General features: G+C 73.5%; 16 protein-coding genes and 2 tRNA genes. 9 read left to right on the top strand and 9 right to left on the bottom strand.

Features of this window, described 5'->3' with window-relative positions:
• The first annotated feature begins 22 nt into the window (after positions 1-22).
• The 7 genes from ACH4LD_RS00930 to ACH4LD_RS00900 all read left to right on the top strand — a co-directional run bounded on the left by ACH4LD_RS00930 (position 23) and on the right by ACH4LD_RS00900 (position 5,669).
• Entirely contained in the window at positions 23-1,429 is a 1,407-nt protein-coding gene (locus ACH4LD_RS00930; protein WP_398053100.1) for an amidase, read from the top strand.
• A gap of 128 nt (positions 1,430-1,557) precedes the next feature.
• On the top strand, positions 1,558-2,472 hold the full coding sequence (gene ehuB, locus ACH4LD_RS00925; RefSeq protein ID WP_398053099.1) for an ectoine/hydroxyectoine ABC transporter substrate-binding protein EhuB: 915 nt from the start codon (positions 1,558-1,560) through the stop codon (positions 2,470-2,472).
• Positions 2,472-3,119, top strand: a complete 648-nt coding sequence (gene ehuC, locus ACH4LD_RS00920; protein ID WP_132786076.1) for an ectoine/hydroxyectoine ABC transporter permease subunit EhuC — start codon at positions 2,472-2,474, stop codon at positions 3,117-3,119. Before ehuB ends, ehuC begins: the two co-directional genes overlap by 1 nt.
• Positions 3,116-3,766, top strand: coding sequence for an ectoine/hydroxyectoine ABC transporter permease subunit EhuD (ehuD, locus tag ACH4LD_RS00915; RefSeq protein ID WP_398053098.1), 651 nt, complete (start codon positions 3,116-3,118; stop codon positions 3,764-3,766). The genes ehuC and ehuD overlap by 4 nt, the downstream gene beginning before the upstream one ends.
• Positions 3,756-4,538 (top strand): ectoine/hydroxyectoine ABC transporter ATP-binding protein EhuA, encoded by a 783-nt coding sequence (ehuA, locus tag ACH4LD_RS00910; RefSeq protein WP_103810182.1) that lies wholly within the window; start codon positions 3,756-3,758, stop codon positions 4,536-4,538. Before ehuD ends, ehuA begins: the two co-directional genes overlap by 11 nt.
• 208 nt (positions 4,539-4,746) lie before the next feature.
• Entirely contained in the window at positions 4,747-5,499 is a 753-nt protein-coding gene (locus ACH4LD_RS00905; RefSeq protein WP_103810181.1) for an IclR family transcriptional regulator, read from the top strand.
• A gap of 96 nt (positions 5,500-5,595) precedes the next feature.
• Positions 5,596-5,669, top strand: a tRNA-Lys gene (locus ACH4LD_RS00900).
• A gap of 54 nt (positions 5,670-5,723) precedes the next feature.
• On the opposite strand, the gene ACH4LD_RS00895 is transcribed toward ACH4LD_RS00900, so the two are convergent.
• The 5 genes from ACH4LD_RS00895 to ACH4LD_RS00875 all read right to left on the bottom strand — a co-directional run bounded on the left by ACH4LD_RS00895 (position 5,724) and on the right by ACH4LD_RS00875 (position 10,055).
• Positions 5,724-6,188 (bottom strand): DUF3592 domain-containing protein, encoded by a 465-nt coding sequence (locus ACH4LD_RS00895; RefSeq protein ID WP_398053097.1) that lies wholly within the window; start codon positions 6,186-6,188, stop codon positions 5,724-5,726.
• Between the two features lie 96 nt (positions 6,189-6,284).
• Positions 6,285-6,716 carry a DUF3592 domain-containing protein gene (locus tag ACH4LD_RS00890; protein WP_398053096.1) on the bottom strand — a complete coding sequence of 144 codons (432 nt, stop codon included), beginning with the start codon at positions 6,714-6,716 and terminating at the stop codon, positions 6,285-6,287.
• A gap of 92 nt (positions 6,717-6,808) precedes the next feature.
• Positions 6,809-7,414 (bottom strand): lytic polysaccharide monooxygenase, encoded by a 606-nt coding sequence (locus tag ACH4LD_RS00885; RefSeq protein WP_398053095.1) that lies wholly within the window; start codon positions 7,412-7,414, stop codon positions 6,809-6,811.
• A 148-nt stretch (positions 7,415-7,562) separates the two neighbouring features.
• On the bottom strand, positions 7,563-8,699 hold the full coding sequence (locus ACH4LD_RS00880; RefSeq protein WP_398053094.1) for an SPFH domain-containing protein: 1,137 nt from the start codon (positions 8,697-8,699) through the stop codon (positions 7,563-7,565).
• A gap of 69 nt (positions 8,700-8,768) precedes the next feature.
• Positions 8,769-10,055, bottom strand: coding sequence for a peptidoglycan-binding protein (locus ACH4LD_RS00875; protein ID WP_398053093.1), 1,287 nt, complete (start codon positions 10,053-10,055; stop codon positions 8,769-8,771).
• A gap of 186 nt (positions 10,056-10,241) precedes the next feature.
• On the opposite strand from ACH4LD_RS00875, the gene ACH4LD_RS00870 reads away from it, so the two are divergent.
• Positions 10,242-10,315: transfer RNA gene (locus ACH4LD_RS00870), tRNA-Lys, on the top strand.
• 103 nt (positions 10,316-10,418) lie between these two features.
• Positions 10,419-11,108 carry a FadR/GntR family transcriptional regulator gene (locus ACH4LD_RS00865; protein WP_398053092.1) on the top strand — a complete coding sequence of 230 codons (690 nt, stop codon included), beginning with the start codon at positions 10,419-10,421 and terminating at the stop codon, positions 11,106-11,108.
• 236 nt (positions 11,109-11,344) lie between these two features.
• Here the strand turns inward: ACH4LD_RS00865 and ACH4LD_RS00860 are convergent, their stop codons facing one another.
• The 4 genes from ACH4LD_RS00860 to ACH4LD_RS00845 all read right to left on the bottom strand — a co-directional run bounded on the left by ACH4LD_RS00860 (position 11,345) and on the right by ACH4LD_RS00845 (position 14,751).
• A complete protein-coding gene (locus tag ACH4LD_RS00860) occupies positions 11,345-12,016 on the bottom strand; it encodes a class F sortase (protein ID WP_398053091.1) in 672 nt (223 codons plus the stop codon).
• Positions 12,017-12,024: 8 nt separating this feature from the next.
• The gene (locus ACH4LD_RS00855) at positions 12,025-12,594 is read right to left on the bottom strand and encodes a hypothetical protein (RefSeq protein WP_398053090.1); all 570 of its coding nucleotides are present in this window, start codon (positions 12,592-12,594) and stop codon (positions 12,025-12,027) included.
• Positions 12,595-12,697: 103 nt separating this feature from the next.
• Positions 12,698-13,477 carry an HAD-IIA family hydrolase gene (locus tag ACH4LD_RS00850; RefSeq protein ID WP_171155887.1) on the bottom strand — a complete coding sequence of 260 codons (780 nt, stop codon included), beginning with the start codon at positions 13,475-13,477 and terminating at the stop codon, positions 12,698-12,700.
• A gap of 251 nt (positions 13,478-13,728) precedes the next feature.
• Positions 13,729-14,751 carry a hypothetical protein gene (locus tag ACH4LD_RS00845; protein ID WP_398053089.1) on the bottom strand — a complete coding sequence of 341 codons (1,023 nt, stop codon included), beginning with the start codon at positions 14,749-14,751 and terminating at the stop codon, positions 13,729-13,731.
• Positions 14,752-14,860 lie beyond the last annotated feature (109 nt).

Here is a 14,860-nt window from a genome sequence, read left to right as displayed (position 1 = left end):
GTCACCTGCCCCTGGAGGGTGCATGCAGCTCACCGACCTGACCGCCGTCCAGCTCCTCGACGGCTACCGCAAGGGCGAGTTCAGCCCGGTGGAGGTGACCGAGGAGGCGCTCCAGCGGGCGCGGCGCAGCGGGCCGGAGGTGAACGCGTTCGTGCGGCTCACCGAGGAGGACGCGCTCGCCCGGGCCCGGGAGTCGGAGGCGCGCTGGCGGCGCGGGGAGCCGGCCGGGCTGGTCGACGGGGTGCCGGTGACGGTGAAGGACGTCCTGCTGCTGCGCGGCCACCCCACACTGCGCGGCTCCAGGACCGTCTCGGAGCAGGGGAGCTGGGACGAGGACGCGCCCCCGGTGGCCCGGCTGCGCGAGCACGGCGCGGTGTTCCTCGGCAAGACGACCACGCCCGAGTACGGCTGGAAGGGCGTCACCGACTCCCCGCTGACCGGGATCACCCGCAATCCGTACGACCCCACGCGCACCGCGGGCGGTTCCAGCGGCGGCAGCGCGGCGGCCGTCGCGCTCGGCGCGGGCCCGCTGTCGCTGGGCACGGACGGCGGCGGAAGCATCCGTATCCCGGCCGCGTTCTGCGGGATCTTCGGGCTGAAGCCGACGTACGGCAGGGTGCCGCTGTATCCGGCGAGCGCGTTCGGCACGCTGTCGCACACCGGGCCGATGACCCGGGACGCGGCCGACGCGGCCCTGCTGCTCGATGTGATCGGCGCGCCCGACCCGCGCGACTGGTCGGCGCTGCCGCCCGCACCGGGCTCGTTCACCCAGGCGCTGCGGGGCGGTGTGCGGGGGCTGCGGGTGGCGTACTCGCCGTCGCTGGGCGGGCAGGTGCCGGTCCGCCCGGCGGTCGCCGCGGCGGTACGGCGGGCGGTGGCCGCGCTCGCGGACCTGGGGGCGTACGTGGAGGAGGCCGACCCGGACTTCACCGACCCGGTGGACGCCTTCCACACCCTGTGGTTCAGCGGCGCGGCCCGGCTGACCCAGAACTTCTCCCCGCGCCGCCGGCAGTCGCTGGACCCGGGTCTGCGGGAGATCTGCGCCCGGGGCGCCCGGATGAGCGCGCTGGAGTACCTGGCCGCGGTCGACGTCCGGACGGCCCTCGGCCGGCGGATGGGTCTCTTCCACGAGCGGTACGACCTGCTGGTGACGCCGACGCTGCCGCTGACGGCGTTCGAGGCGGGGCGGGAGGTGCCGAGGGGTTCGGTGTTCCGGCGCTGGACGGGCTGGACCCCGTTCACCTACCCGTTCAATCTGACCCAGCAGCCGGCGGCGACCGTGCCGGTGGGGGTGGACGGGGAGGGGCTGCCGGTGGGCATGCAACTCGTCGCCGCCCGGCACCGGGACGACCTGGTGCTGCGGGCCGCGCACACGTTGTACGAGGCCGGCCTGCCCCTGCCCGGGACGGTCACGCCCGCCGGGAACTGAGCACAGTGCCGAGGGTCCGGTGGGGGTTCCGTGGAGGTGAAGGGCAGGAAGAGGACGGGATCCCGCGTCGGCGCGGGGCGTGAGAACCAGGGTGCATAGCCCGTTTGCGCTTGGGTAGCCGCGCCGCCATGGCTCCACCACTTGGCAACGACGTACACATGATCCGGCCGGAACCCAGACACACCCGGCGCTCGGTGCTCGCGGGTCTCGCCGCGTTCGGCGCGCTGGGCGCGGCGGGCTGCACCCGGGTGGCGTCGGCGTCCGGGAAGAACGGCGGAGATCTGCTGGAACGGCTGCGCGCGCAGGGGGTCGTACGGCTCGGTATCGCCGGGGAGGTCCCGTTCGGCTACATCGACAAGAACGGCGAGCTGACCGGGGAGGCGCCGGAGCTGGCGAAGGCGGTCTTCAAACGGCTCGGCGTGGACCGGGTGCAGCCGGTGCCGACGGAGTTCGGCTCGCTGATCCCCGGACTGAAGTCGCAGCAGTTCGACGTGGTCGCGGCGGGCATGTACGTCACCCCGGACCGCTGCGAGCAGGTGATCTTCGCGGACCCCGACTACCAGATGCCGGACGCCTTCATCGTCCGCAAGGGCAACCCGCTGGGCCTGCGCACCTACGCGGACGCGCTGCGCAGACACGCCAAGGTGGCCACCGGCACCGGGTACGCGCAGATCCAGCACGCGGTGGAGGCGGGCTTCAAGGAGAACGACCTCGTCATCGTGCCGGACCAGGTCGCCGGACTGAACGCCGTGGAGTCGGGGCGGGTCGACCTGTTCGCGGCCACGGCGGTCACCGCCCGGCTCGTCGCCCGGGGCTCCGCCAAGGCCGAGTCGACCGAGCCGTTCGTCGCGCTCGTCGACGGCAAGCCGAAGGCGGACGGCGGCGCGTTCGCGTTCCGGCCGGCCGAGACCCGGCTGCGCGACGCCTTCAACGCCGAGCTGCACAAGCTGCGCCGCAGCGGTGAGCTGTACCGGATCGTGCGGCCCTTCGGCTTCACCAAGGCCGAGATGACGACCCTGACCGCGAAGGAGTTGTGCGGCTGATGACTGCGGGACTCTGGGAACTCGTCCTCCGGGGCACGTACACCACGCTCCAGTTGCTGGTGTACAGCGCGCTGCTCGCCGCCGCGGTGTCGTTCGTCGCCGGTGCCGCCCGCACCCACCGGTCACGGCTCGTCCGCTTCGTCGCGGCGCTGTACACCGAGGTGTTCCGCGGCACGTCGGCGCTGGTGATGATCTTCTGGGTGTTCTTCGTGCTGCCGGTCGCCTTCGGCTGGCAGCTCGTACCGATGTGGGCCGGCACGCTCGCGCTGGGCCTCACCTACGGCGCGTACGGCTCGGAGATCGTGCGCGGCGCCCTCGCGGCGGTGGACCCGGCCCAGCGGGAGGGCGGGATCGCGCTCGGCTTCTCACCCTGGCAGCGGCTGCGGCTGATCCTGCTGCCGCAGGCGGTGCCGGAGATGATCCCGTCCTTCTCCAACCTGCTGGTCGAACTGCTCAAGGGCACCGCGCTGGTGTCCATCACGGGCATGGGCGACCTGGCGTTCAGCGGCAACCTGGTCCGCCTCGCCCTCCAGCAGAGCGGCCAGATCTACGGGTACCTGCTGCTGATCTACTTCGTGATCGCGTTCCTGCTCACCCGTGGGATGCGGGGTCTTGAGCGCCGGCTGAAGGCGGAGGTGGCCCGATGACCTGGGACTGGGGAGCGGTCGCCGACTTCCTGCCGTACTTCTGGAAGGGTCTGGTCGTCACCCTGGAGGCGCTGGCCCTGGGGTCGCTGATCTCGTTCGCGCTGGGCCTGGTGTGGACGCTGCTGCTGCGGACGCCGACCCGGTGGGTGCGCTGGCCGGTGGGGGTCTTCACGGAGTTCGTGCGGGACACCCCGCTGCTGGTGCAGCTGTTCTTCCTGTTCTACGTGCTGCCCGAGGCGGGTGTGACCCTGTCCCCGCTGACCACCGGGGTCCTCGGGCTCGGGCTGCACTACTCGACGTACACGATGCAGGTCTACCGGGCCGGCATCGAGGCGGTGCCGGCGGGCCAGTGGGAGGCCGCGACGGCACTCAGCCTGCCGGTGCGGCGGACCTGGACGGCGGTGATCCTGCCGCAGGCCGTCCGCCGGGTGGTGCCGCCGCTCGGCAACTACGTCATCGCGATGCTGAAGGACACGCCGATGCTGATGACCATCGGCGTGCTGGAGATGCTGGGCCGGGCGCGGCTCGTCTCCCAGCAGCACTTCCAGTTCACCGAGCCCCTGACGGTGATCGGGATCGCCTTCATCGTCGTCTCCTACCTGGCCTCCCTTTGTCTGCGCACCCTGGAGCGACGCCTTGTCCGTTGAGACCCGCAAGCAGCCGGCCGTGACCGGCACCCTGCCGACCGAGCTGATCCGTCTGGAGGGCGTGACCAAGCGGTTCGGGGACAACACCGTCCTCGACGGCCTCGACCTGTCCGTGGACGCGGGCCGGCACGTCACCCTGATCGGCCCGTCCGGCTCCGGCAAGACCACGATCCTCAGACTGCTGATGACCCTCGCGAAGCCGGACGAGGGCACGATCACCGTGGACGGGCAGCGGCTGTTCCCGGCGCCGGAGAAGCAGGTCCGGGAGGTCCGCAAGAAGATCGGGATGGTGTTCCAGCAGTTCAATCTGTTCCCGAACATGTCGGTGCTGCGCAACCTCACCGAGGCGCCCGTGCGGGTGCTCGGCCTGTCGCGGGACGAGGCCGAGGCGCGGGCCCGGGAGCTGCTGGACCTGGTGGGCCTGGCCGACAAGTGCGACGCGAAGCCGACCCGGCTGTCCGGCGGGCAGCAGCAGCGGGTGGCGATCGCCCGGGCGCTGGCGATGCGGCCCCAGGTGCTGCTGCTGGACGAGGTGACCTCCGCGCTCGACCCGGAGCTGGTCGCGGGCGTGCTGGACCTGCTCCGGGACATCGCGCGCAGCACGGACATCACGATGCTGTGCGTGACGCACGAGATGGGTTTCGCCCGGGACATCTCCGACCAGGTCCTGATGTTCGACGCGGGCCGGGTCATCGAGGCCGGGCCGCCGGAGAAGATCTTCGGCGACCCGGAGCGGGAGCGCACCCGGGAATTCGTCAGCGCGGTGCTGTGAGGCGCGGTCGGGTGTGCGCGGGGGCCACGGCGGAAGAGCCGAGGTCCACCCGCTGGTGAATGACCGTGGCATATGCCAGCGGGTTTTCGCCCCGGTTGGCGGCACGGGCCCACGGAGAGCAATCTCGCAACCCCCTCTCCCCCGTGCCGCTTTGACGGCTATCGTGGACACGATCCGCCGACCCGGGTCGTGGCCGAGGGGGACCGACATGAGGATCGAGCCGACCGCCCCGTACCACTCCGCACAGGACGCGCTGCGCGTGCTGGAGACCGTGGCCCGGCACCCCGCCGGTGCCACCGACACCGAGCTGGCCCGCCGCACCGGCCTCGGCACCGAGCGGCTCACCGCCCTGCTGCGCATGCTGCGCCGCGAGGGGTACGTCGAGCAGATCGCCGACGGGGCGTACGTCACCGGTGACACCCTGCGCCGGATCACCTCGGCGCACGACCGGGAGCGGGCCCTGCGCGAGAAGCTCCAGCTCACCCTGGACCGGCTGCGCGACTCGGTCGGCGCGGCCGTCTACCTCAGCCGGTACCTGGACGGCGAGGTCCGGGTCACCCAGTACGCCGCCGGGCCGGCCGCCCCGGCGGTCAACGAGTGGGTCGACTTCCGCTACTCCGCCCACGCGACCGCCGTCGGCAAGAGTCTGCTGACCCAGCTGGACCACAACGCCCGCCGCGATCATCTCTCCCGGCACAAGATGGCCCGCCTCACCTCGCGCACCATCACGAGCGACAAGCTGCTGCTGTCCCGGCTGGAGTCGCAGCCGCCGACGGTGCCGGTGCTCGATCTCCAGGAGTACGCGGTCGGCACGGTCTGCGCGGCCGTACCGCTCACCGCGGGCTCCACGGTCGGCTGCCTGGCCGTCTCGCTCCCGCTGGAGCACGCGCACCGGCTGAAGCGGGCGGCGGAGACGCTGAACCGGAACGCGGCTCCGGTGGTCCTGTCGCTGACGATCTGAGCGGCCCGTGGATGGTCACGAGCACCCCTCGGGACCAGGTAGTATTTTCTCTGTCGCCGGCCGCGGGAACGAAAACCCGAGGCAGGCGGGAGTCATGCGCCGCTAGCTCAGTTGGTTAGAGCAGCTGACTCTTAATCAGCGGGTCCGGGGTTCGAGTCCCTGGCGGCGCACGTGATCGAAGGCCCCTCGCGGAAGCGGGGGGCCTTCGGCGTCTTCCCCTTGGTCTACGGCAGCAGGCCGTTCGACTCGGCGAAGATCACGTGGGCGAGGACCATGAAGCCGACGCAGAAGGAGCCGGCGACGCCGAGGAGGACCAGCCCGAAGCCGGTGCCGACGGCGAGCCTGCCGGGTGTCGGCGGCAGCGCGGTGGCCCGCTGGGGAAGCTCCGGGAGGTAGCGCACGGTCACGAAGTCGCCCTCCAGGACGGTCGCGGGGCCGTTCTCCTCCTCGAAGCGGACGGTGCGGCCCTCGCGGGTGGTGAACTCGTAGACGTGGTGCACGGTCGTGTGCACGGAGGTGTCGCCGCCGCCCCCGCTGGTCGTCGTGAACATCCGCAGGCAGCGCGCCTCGGCGGTCAGCCCGTGCGTCCACGTCCTGCGGAGCCGCCGGGCACGGCGGACGAGCAGGTACGCGGCGAAGGCGAAGCCCGCGAGCATGAGACTGGGCACGGCGTAGATGAAGAGCTCCATGAGATCCCCCGAGGTCAGGTACGCCGTCCCCGCTCGGCCGACGTGCGAGGAACGTACCCGGCGCGCGGGGCGGGCCGCCTCAAGGGAAGCTCAGTATCAGAACTGGGACAATGTGATCCACTCGTGCGCGACGAAGACCGCGCAGCCGGCGAGCACCGCCACCCAGACGACGGCGACCGTCAGGTCCCTGCCGGGCCGCGGCTCGGCGGCGGTGGCCTTGTCGCGCCGCCCCGGGGCGTAGTGGACGAGGACCTGGTCGCCCACGCCGCGGCCGGCCGGGCCGCCGCTCTCCTTGAAGCGCACCGCACGGCCGTCCTGGGCGGTGAAGTCGTACTCGTGCCACCGCACCCGCCGGGCGGCGTTGTCGACGACCTGGGCGGTCGCCCAGGCGCGCACCACCCGGGCCTGCGCGGTGAACCCGCTCCGCCAGGCCGCGAGCCGCTGCCGCGTGCGGAGCGCTGTCGCCACGACGCCCCGGGCGAGGACGGCGAGGAGCCCCGCCATGCTGATGTGGAACAAGGCGTCCATGGCGCCTGTCACCCCCGTGTGCGGTTCCCGGACTCGCGTGCGCCGGCGCCGGAGCACCGGCCCGGCGCACGCGGACCTCACCCGAAGGGTGATCAGAAGGTGACGTCCGAGCAGGCGTAGAACGCGTTGCCCGTGTCGGCGATCGTCCACACCGCGAGGATGACGTGGTGTCCGCTCAGGCCGGTCGGCAGGGTGCCGCTGTGGCTGAGGGTGGCCGGCGGGCGCTGGCCGTTGTAGGGCACCGTCAGGAACGGGGTGAGGTTGAGGTCCGAGCGGGAGAGGTTGTGGTCCTGGTTCCAGCCCGGCTTGGTGACGTAGTACTTGAAGTCCGTCGTGGCGTGCATGGCGGTGAACTGCCAGCGGAACGTGTACGACTGGCCGCCCGTCACCTTGGTGGTGGGCCAGGCGGCACCGGACGGTGTCTTGGGGGCGCTGAGCTGGGCGAACTGGCTCAGGCCCGCGTTGCAGAGCTGACCGTCGGCGGGACCGCCGGCCGGGAAGCCCTTGGGGCCCTCGACGCTCTGCGGCTCCCACTGGATCTGGCCGCAGTTCGCCACGGTGCCGTTCTGGCAGAGCTTCTGCCTGCTGATGGGGAGGTCGGTGTAGCCGTGCCCGCTGGCGCCGCCGGTGGAGAGCGCGAACGCTCCGGCGGTCACCGCGCCCAGCACGACCGCGGACAACTTGGTCTTGGTGCGCATGCTGCCGCTCCTGGAGAACGTGGGGAGTTCGGTGAGCCGTGCAGATCAGGTCTAGACCAAGCCTCAGATTATTGCCGCCAGTTGAACATGTCCATACCAATCGCAGACCGGCCGCGCGCCCGCGCCGCACCGGCCCACCGCTCCCGCCCTACACCGGCTCCCCGCGCCCCGAGCAGAACGCCACCGTCAGGTCACGGACCAGCACCTTGCGCTCGTAGTCGTCCAGTTCGACCAGACCGCGCATGGTCAGCCGGGTCACCGTGTCCTCCACCGAGTCCACCACCGAGCTGAGCATGCTGGCCCGCTGCCGGGCGTCCAGCGCGGCGATCCGGCGCCGGTGCACCGCCCCGGCCACCTCGGGGGCGTACTCCACCCGGACCGGCCGCACCGAGAACACCTCCACGCCGACCGGACCGGTCTCCGCCGCCACCAGCCGGGTCAGCGCGGCCCCGGCCGCCGTCGCCCCGCCCCGCGTCCCGCCCGCCGGCTCCACCGGCACCCGGGCCAGCGCCGCCTCCACGCACTCCCGCAGATACGTCTCGTGGTCGTCGATGGCGAGCAGGGCCCGCGCGGTGTCCCGCACCCGCCACACCACCAGCACCACCACCCGCAGCGCCAGCCCGTCGGGATCCGCGGCCGGCATCGCCTCGCTGCGCCAGTGCCGCAGCCGCACGTCCACCCGGCGGCGCGGCACCAGCGGGTTCACCCACAGCAGCCCGGTGCGCCGGACCGTCCCCCGGTACCGCCCGAACAGCCCCAGCACCCAGGCCCGCCCGGTCCGCCCCCGGGCCAGCCCGCCGAAGCCGAACGCCCCGAGCAGCCCGGCCCCGGCGTACGCGGCCCACTGCACGGGGCCGAGACCGCCGCCCGGATCCGCCGGCAGGCCCAGCGCCCGCGCGGCGAGCGGCGGGAGCAGCCCCGCCCACCAGGTGGTGGCCAGGCAGCCGGTGACCCCGCAGACCCCGGCGAGCACCCCGGCCGCCCCGGGCAGCACCCGCGCCGGGCGCTCCGCCAGCTCCGGGTCGACCTCCGGCAGCGGCCGTCCGCGCGCCGGCGCCGGGCGCCTGAGGCGGGGCTGCTCACCGGTGCCCTGCCGGCGGGCCACCACGGCCGGCCGCAGCGGCACCTTCACCGGGTCGGGATCGTCCCGGAAGAGCAGGTGGACGGGGATCTCGGTGGTGGCCTCGTTCTGGATCAGGCGGACCGGCCGGGTGCCGGGGCCGGCGGCCGTGCCCTCCGACTGCCCCTCGGACTCGGGCGGCGTGTGGGATGTGGTCGTACTCATGCGTGCTCCAGCCTCCGCGCCAGACGCGTCATGAACAGGGGGTTGGGGTGGGGTGGGATGCCGGGCCGGTCAGGCGAACAGGCGGCGCCACGTCTCCGGCCCCGGGTAGCCGTCAGCCGCGCCGCCCCGCCAGCCCTGGGCCCGCTGGAAGGCCTCGACGGCGCGCCGGTCCGCCTCGCCCCAGTGCGGTCCCGGACCGAGGGCGTAGAACCGGCCGAACCCTTTCTTCACCAGCTGGGCGCCGAGCCTGGTGATGTGGTCGTTGCTCTGGCCCGGCCGGAAGTGGTTCCGGCCCGGGTAGCCGGGGACCCCGTGCGAGCCGGGTCCGGCGGCCGGCGACGCGATGTCCTTGCCCCGGCCCGTGCTCAGCAGCTCCCAGGTGCGCCGGCCGGGGATCCCGTCGGCGTCCGCGCCGGACCAGCCCTGGGCCCGCTGGAACGCCTGGGTGGCCCGCCGGTCCGCCGCGCCCCAGACCGGCCCCGGCCCCTTGGCGTAGTAGGAGGCTCCGCCCCGGGCGATCAGCATCTGGCCGAGCAGGGTGACGTACGCGTTGTCGGCGCCGGGGCCGAAGTAGGCCGCACCCGGATAGGCCGCCCCCGCCTTCCCGCCGGGCGCCGGGCGGGCGGCGGCCCCGGCCTTGGTCACGCCCTTGTAGCGGTAGGGGACGTACTTGTCGGTGTTGTTCCAGTACGGGTAGGGGGTGGTCTGGCTGCGGGTGCGCGGGGGCGTCTGCTCGTAGACCGTGTAAGAGGTGTGCGTGTGGTCCGTCCAGCCGCCGAAGATCACGACGTGGGAGCCCTTCTCGGGGTTGTCGGGGTTGTGGTAGAGCAGGATGTCGCCGGGTTGCAGCTCCTCCTTCTTGATCTTGACGCCGAACTGGCCGAGGCTGCCGGTCCACTCGTTGTTCGGCAGTCCCCAGGCCATGGAGACGTACCCCGAGCAGTCCTGGCGGTAGCCGTCGGACCAGAAGTCGTTCATGCTGTACGGCACCTTGGCGGCCACCCAGGTCTTGGCCCGGTTGATGATCTGGGTCCGGGTGGTGGCGGGGGTCGGGACGGCGCCCGGCTCCGCGGGCCGGCCCGCCCGGCCGTGCAGGGGGGCCCTGGCGCCCTGCGGGGTGTCGGGTACGCCGTCGCCGGGCAGGGCCTGCCGGTGCGGGGAGTGGCCGGGGGTGAGGGCGGCGGCGGGCGCGACCGTGCCGAGCGCGGCGGACGCTGCGGCCACGACGACGACTCCGCCGGCCGCCGGACGGCCGCGGGTGAGCAGGGAGCGGGGGGTCGGCCTGCGCCCGTGGACGCAGCCGGGACAGTCACAGTCGCTCGCGGGGTCGATGTCCTCGAACAGCGGAGCGGTCATGCGATCTGCCTCACATTCGGGCGTGGTTTGTCCGCGAGTGTGCACGTTGATCAGTTTCCCAACTGGGTACGGAACGCGCATTTTGACGGTCCGAATGATGTACGGGACTCCCCGCTCGGCCGCTCCGCCATCTCCCGGTGGTCGGAAGCACCCCTGGAGGTCCGGTAGAGTTTTCTCCGTCAGCAGGCGCCGCTAGCTCAGTTGGTTAGAGCAGCTGACTCTTAATCAGCGGGTCCGGGGTTCGAGTCCCTGGCGGCGCACCGACCGGAAGGCCCCTCGCGGAAGCGGGGGGCCTTCCGCATGCCCTGTGCCGCGTGCTCCCGCCGTATCCCCTCCGCCCGAATGGCCGGATACCCTCTGGCCATGGCAGCCCGGGACCTTCAGGAGCGGATCAAGAAACTGATCGTGGACCAGCGGCTGCCCTCGGGCGCCCCGCTGCCCACCGAGCCCGAGCTGATGAGGCTCCTCGGGGCGAGCCGGAACTCCGTGCGGGAGGCCCTGAAGGCGCTCCAGGCGATGGGCATCGTGGAGATCCGGCACGGCTTCGGGACGTACGTCGGCTCCATGTCGTTCGCGCCGATGATCGAGGGGCTGGCCTTCCGCACCGTCGCCGGCCACTACCGCGGCGAGGACTCCCTGCTCCAGTTGCTGGAGCTGCGCGAGGCCGTCGAGACCGGGCTGGTGTCCCGGCTGGCCGGGCGGCTGCCGGAGGCGGACCTCGTGGAACTGGACGCGCTCGTGGAGCGCATGGAACGGGAGGCCGCCGAGGGGACCGGGCTCGGCGAGACCGACCGCGCCTTTCACGCCACCCTCTACCGGGGACTGGACAACGTGCTGCTGGGCGAGGTGCTGGAGGCGTTCTGGGACGCCTTCCACCGGGTGCAGCGGGACCTGGTGGACGTGCCGCAGGACCCCCGGGTCACCTGCCGCCAGCACCGGGAGATCCTGGACGCGGTGCGCTCCGGCGACTCCCTGCGGGCGGAGCGGGCCATAAGGGACCACTTCGGCAACATCCGCAGCCGGCTGTCCCCGCTGGCCGCGCCCCGCTGGTGACCAGCGCCCCGGACACGCAACCCGCTGGTGACCGCCACTCCGGACGCCCCACCGGCCCTCCCCGCGCGACCCGCCCCACCAACCGCCATACTCCGGACGCCCAGCCGGCCCTGCCCGCGCGACCCGCCCCACCGGCGACCACCGCCCCGGACGCTCGACCGGCCCTCCCCGCGCGACCCGCCCCACCAACCGCCACCACTCCAGGCACCCAGCCCCCGCGACCACCTTCCGGACGCTCAGCCCGCCGTTCCCGTGAGGTATGCCGAGACCACGACGTTCGCCGTGTAGCTGCGGCTGACGCGGTCGAAGGAGCCGCCGCAGGTGATCAGGCGGAGTTCGGCGCGGCCCGGCTTGCGGGGGCCGTAGGCCAGCCGGGCGTCGAAACCGTCCCGGGGCAGCACGCGGACGTCGTCGACGGTGAACTCGGCGACCTTGCCGTCCGCGCGGAACACCCGGACCCGCTCCCCGGGCTGGACGGTGCTGAGCCGGTAAAAAACGGCGGGCCGGGTCTCGGTGTCGACGTGGCCGACCAGCAGGGCCGCCCCCGCGGCGCCGGGCTTGGGACCGGCGCCGTACCAGCCGACCACGCCCGGCTGGTCGTAGGGCGGCGGGTCGACCGCGCCCCGCGCGTCCAGGCCGCGGGCCACCACCGGGGCCTGGACGCCAAGCCGGGGGATGTCGACGCGCTGGGGCACCGCGTCTGCCAGGGGGTTCGCCGCGCGCGGCAGCCGGGCGGGGTCGGCGGCGCGGCCGGGGGCGAAGACGTCACCCGTGGCGGCGCCGTCCGCGCCCCTCGGGACGTCGGTCACGCCGCGCCCCCACAGCCACAGCCCGAACAGCAGCAGCGCCCAGGCCAGGCCGGTGACGAGCCGCCCGGTGCTGGTGATGCGCCCGTGGTCGTCGGACATGGCTGCGCTCAGCGGGGGCCGCGGCTCCGGCGGGCGCGCAGCCCGACGGCGACCGCGGCGATCCCGGCGAGCGCCAGCCCGGTCGCCGCCTGGACGGCGTCGGGTCCGGAGCCGCTGGTGGCCACCGTGGCGAAGTGGGTGGTTCCGCCGCCGCCCGCGGGAACCGGGGCGATCGGCGAGGCGGACCGGGCGGGCAGCCGGATGGGCTCTTCCGGCAGGCCGGCGGCGGCGCCCGGCCGTGCGACCGTGAGGCTCCCGGTGAGCACGGTGCCGGCGCAGGTGACCTTCACGGTGTAGGTGCCCGGCTCCAGGGCTGACCGGACGCGGGTCTCGCCGCTCAGACTGCCCTGGGCGCCGGTCAGCCGGGCGTCGGCGACGAAGGCGGACGAGGCCGCGCTGCCCTGCTCGCCGGAGCAGCCGCTGACCCGCAGGGTGACGTCGCCGCCCGGCGCCGGGCTCGCGGGGGCCACGGTGACCGCGTCGCCGTCCGCCGCCCTGGCCGACGGGGCGACCGCGGCCACGGCGGCGAGGGCGACCGCGGGGATTCCTGTACACAGCGTGAGGCGTAGTGAGCCCATCGTGAACCTCCAGTTATCAGGAGGCTCCCCCGCCCAGGGCGCCTCCGCATCCTCGGGAGGCGCCGGATTGCTCCGAACGGGTGAGGCCGGGTTTCGGCCGGGCTCAGACCAGGTCCACCAGGTCCGCGATGGAGTCGACGACCTCGGACGGGCGGAACGGGTAGCGGTCCACGTCGGTCGGCTGCGTCACGCCGCTGAGCACCAGGAACGTGCGCATCCCGGCCTCCAGGCCGGCTAGCACGTCGGTGTCCATCCGGTCGCCGATCATCGCCGAGGTCTCGGAGTGGGCACCGATCGCGTTCAGCCCGGCCCGCATCATCAGCGGGTTGGGCTTGCCGACGAAGTACGGCTTCTTGCCGGTCGCGGCGGTGATCAGGGCGGCGACCGAACCGGTGGCGGGCAGGTCGCCCTCGGTGGACGGGCCGACGTTGTCGGGATTGGTCGCGATGAACCGGGCGCCGTCGTTGATCAGCCGGACGGCCTTGGTCAGGGCCTCGAAGGAGTAGGTGCGGGTCTCGCCGAGGATCACGAAGTCGGGATCGTGGTCGGTGAGGATGTAGCCGATGTCGTGCAGCGCGGTGGTGAGGCCGGCCTCGCCGATGACGTAGGCGCTGCCGCCGGGCCGCTGGTCGTTCAGGAACTGGGCGGTGGCGAGGGCCGACGTCCAGATGTTCTCCACCGGCACGTCCAGACCCATCCGGCGCAGCCGGGCGTGCAGGTCACGGGCGGTGTAGATGGAGTTGTTGGTGAGCACCAGGAAGGGCCGGCCGGACTCGCGCAGCTTCTTCAGGAAGGCGTCGGCTCCCGGGATCGGGACGCCCTCGTGGATCAGGACGCCGTCCATGTCGGTGAGCCATGACTCTATGGGCTTGCGGTCTGCCATGCTGTGCGTCTCCTGGCGTACGTACGGTCGGGGAACGGGGCGCCGGAACCACGGCGTACCGACGGCCCCAGCCTAGTCAGGACCGGCCGGTCCTGACCCCGTCGATCACCTGGTGACCACTGGTGTACCCACTGGTCAGCCGCCGGTGGCGGACGTCCGGGGCCTCGACGTACGACGCGAGGGGTGCTGTCGGTGTGACAGCTCCCGCCCGGTATGGACGGCCCCGCCCTCCGCGAGGGGGGCGGGGCACGTCAGCGGCGGCCGCGGGCCACCAGGTGCGCGGTCGTGCCCACGGCGACCAGCGCGGCGACGGCCGTGAGCAGACCGTGGGCGAGTCCCGGGCCGGTGCGGGCCAGCTCGCGTGCCCGTTCTCCGGCCGCCTCGTCCTGGGCGAGGGGCAGGGAGGCGTCCGGGGTGTCGCTGCCGGAGGCGCTGGACGCGGCGGAGCCGGCGGGAGTGGCCGGCGATGTGCTGCCGCCGGAGGGGGCGGCCGGCAGTGCCTCGGCGTCCTGGCGTGCGCTGCCGGTGGGCGCGGTCGGCAGGCCCTCGGCCGTCTGCGCGCCCGCGCTCTCCCGCACGCCCGCGGTCTCCCGGACGCCGCCGGTCGCCCGCGCCCCCGCGGACGCCCCCGGAGACGCCGGGGAGTCCTGCTGCGCGGCCTCCTCGGCGTCCTCCAGGGAGCCCTCCGGGATGTCCTTTGCCTCCTCGCCGATCCCGAAGCGGTAGGCGTTGGACTGCCCGACCCAGTCGCCGTCCTGGCCCCGCCGCTGCACGACGGCCGCGTTGGCGGTGACCTGGCCGGATGCGGTGTCCGAGGTGAGAGCGAGCCGGACCCGGACGCTCACGGTCCGGCCGGGCGGCACGGTGAACCCGCCGAACCCGGCGCCGTCCAGCACCCCGACCAGCTCCTGTTCGTCGGTGCTCTCGAAGGTCACCGGCCGGGCCCGGGGGCCGTCGTAGAAGTCCAGCTGGGGCTGCCCCGGCCGCAGGGCGCGCTTGTCGTCGACGAGGACCACGACCGGGTGGATGCCGGCGCAGGTTCCGCGGGTGGTGTTGGTGAGGTCGATGTACCAGGTGCCGTATCCGCCGCCGGCCTCGTAGGACGTGGGCCCGCCCCGGATCCGGGTGGCCAGCGGGAAGGCCCGCGCGTCGGCGGCGACGCACGAGGGGGCCGTACCGGCGGACGCGGCATGCGCCGACGCGGGGACGGCGGCGGGCACGACGACGGCGGCGGCTGCGGTGAGGCAGAGGGACAGGGACGTGCACAGTCGCATGAACACATGACCATGCCGGGTGGGGCGGGGGTACCGGCCGCGCCACTCCGGCACCGGCCGCGAAGTCCGCCCGGCCGGCGCAGCGGTACCGCCCCGGACAGCGCTGGAC

The organism is Streptomyces sp. NPDC017676, assembly GCF_044329325.1.
Taxonomy (GTDB): domain Bacteria; phylum Actinomycetota; class Actinomycetes; order Streptomycetales; family Streptomycetaceae; genus Streptomyces.
The sequence above is the reverse complement of the archived record's forward strand: the minus strand, read 5'-3'. Positions and strand labels throughout refer to the sequence as shown.

Excerpts from the sequence above, each read along its gene's own strand:
- ACH4LD_RS00930 (WP_398053100.1), top strand. The coding sequence starts at position 23 with ATGCAGCTCACCGACCTGACCGCCGTCCAGCTCCTCGACGGCTACCGC.
- ehuB (WP_398053099.1), top strand. The coding sequence starts at position 1,558 with ATGGCTCCACCACTTGGCAACGACGTACACATGATCCGGCCGGAACCC.
- ehuC (WP_132786076.1), top strand. The coding sequence starts at position 2,472 with ATGACTGCGGGACTCTGGGAACTCGTCCTCCGGGGCACGTACACCACG.
- ehuD (WP_398053098.1), top strand. The coding sequence starts at position 3,116 with ATGACCTGGGACTGGGGAGCGGTCGCCGACTTCCTGCCGTACTTCTGG.
- ACH4LD_RS00905 (WP_103810181.1), top strand. The coding sequence starts at position 4,747 with ATGAGGATCGAGCCGACCGCCCCGTACCACTCCGCACAGGACGCGCTG.
- ACH4LD_RS00895 (WP_398053097.1), bottom strand. The coding sequence starts at position 6,188 with ATGGAGCTCTTCATCTACGCCGTGCCCAGTCTCATGCTCGCGGGCTTC.
- ACH4LD_RS00890 (WP_398053096.1), bottom strand. The coding sequence starts at position 6,716 with ATGGACGCCTTGTTCCACATCAGCATGGCGGGGCTCCTCGCCGTCCTC.
- ACH4LD_RS00885 (WP_398053095.1), bottom strand. The coding sequence starts at position 7,414 with ATGCGCACCAAGACCAAGTTGTCCGCGGTCGTGCTGGGCGCGGTGACC.
- ACH4LD_RS00880 (WP_398053094.1), bottom strand. The coding sequence starts at position 8,699 with ATGAGTACGACCACATCCCACACGCCGCCCGAGTCCGAGGGGCAGTCG.
- ACH4LD_RS00875 (WP_398053093.1), bottom strand. The coding sequence starts at position 10,055 with ATGACCGCTCCGCTGTTCGAGGACATCGACCCCGCGAGCGACTGTGAC.
- ACH4LD_RS00865 (WP_398053092.1), top strand. The coding sequence starts at position 10,419 with ATGGCAGCCCGGGACCTTCAGGAGCGGATCAAGAAACTGATCGTGGAC.
- ACH4LD_RS00860 (WP_398053091.1), bottom strand. The coding sequence starts at position 12,016 with ATGTCCGACGACCACGGGCGCATCACCAGCACCGGGCGGCTCGTCACC.
- ACH4LD_RS00855 (WP_398053090.1), bottom strand. The coding sequence starts at position 12,594 with ATGGGCTCACTACGCCTCACGCTGTGTACAGGAATCCCCGCGGTCGCC.
- ACH4LD_RS00850 (WP_171155887.1), bottom strand. The coding sequence starts at position 13,477 with ATGGCAGACCGCAAGCCCATAGAGTCATGGCTCACCGACATGGACGGC.
- ACH4LD_RS00845 (WP_398053089.1), bottom strand. The coding sequence starts at position 14,751 with ATGCGACTGTGCACGTCCCTGTCCCTCTGCCTCACCGCAGCCGCCGCC.